Below are 1185 nucleotides of genomic sequence, written 5' to 3' on the forward strand. Positions count from 1 at the left end.
GCGGAAATAAGTGCTCACAGCCAGCTCTTTGAGCGGGAAAAGCAAGTAGGTCAGGGGGTTGATGGTGACGATGATGTTGCGGCAGTCTCGTTTGGCCTGGGCCAAGATCTGAGCGGCCACCCAATCTCCCGACATAACCCCAATGGGATTGAGCTGGCTCTTGAAGGGGCCGAGGATGAGCTTGCGCACTGTGCAGGGAGCATCGAGGCGGCGCAGAGTAACCAGATCGCCTAGGGCCCGCTTGGAGAGCTCGTAGAGGGGACTGAAAGCAGGGCTAGCCTCAGCCTCTGAGGTGTTCACCCACACCTCTTTGGTGGCCATCTCAGGGTTGCCGCGCACCGTCTGGAAGAATAGCTCCATTAGGCGCCAACTGGAGAAAGTGTTGACGGCATAGGACTGGCGGACAGACTCGGGATCCCGTTGCCTGTGGACGTTCAGGCCGTGGTTGAGCACCAAGATATCCACCCGCTCCAGCAGCTCTGCCAGGGATCCCTCTTGCCCCACCTGCCAGCGAACGGTCTCCACCGGCTGGATCTGGCCGTCCACTTCGATGTGAACCGAATCCGAATGGGAGCTGAGGGCGATGACTTTGGCCCCCTGCTGGTGAAAATGCTTGAGCAAGGCCCGGCCCAGGGTGCCGGAGGCGCCGGTGACGGCTACTCGCTTGCCTTTCAAGGAGAGACTGGTGCCCATGAGCCGATCTACGAGAGTCAGGGTGCCGCAAAAATAGGCGTTGGTATCGTCGAAGTGGTGCCGCCAGTGGTAGGCGCGGTTGACATGCCATTGGCTGGGAGGAACGGGGAAAGGCCCCGGCTGGTGGGTGATATCCGTCTGCAGGGCCAGCCCCCAACCCCGCAGCATACCAGCCACCCAGAAACTGGCCGAGTAGACCACCCCCACCGCTGCCGCCAGGCCGTACAGCAGGGATCCCTGGCCCAATACCACCACCCAAGGGATCCCGGCCAGGATCATCGTCGCTGCTTCGGGAACGTCGTGGTGCCACTGGGATTCTCGGTACAGCTGTGCATCCACCACGCTAAGGTCGGGGCGGAACAGGCGGTGGTGCAGGATGTGTTTGGGCATCAGCCAGGGCCACCGGTGGGCCAGCCAATGGCGCACATCCCGCACGATCTCAGCCCAAAGGATGGAGGCTAGGGCGACAGCCCCCACCCCTATCCAATGACT

General features: G+C 61.9%; 1 protein-coding gene. It reads right to left on the reverse strand.

Annotated features, from left to right (window positions below):
• A partial coding sequence (locus NW820_RS08110; RefSeq protein WP_414407197.1) for a bifunctional sterol desaturase/short chain dehydrogenase occupies positions 1-1185 on the reverse strand: 1185 nt, incomplete at both ends.

The organism is Synechococcus sp. R55.7 (assembly GCF_047461955.1).
GTDB lineage: Bacteria > Cyanobacteriota > Cyanobacteriia > Thermostichales > Thermostichaceae > Thermostichus.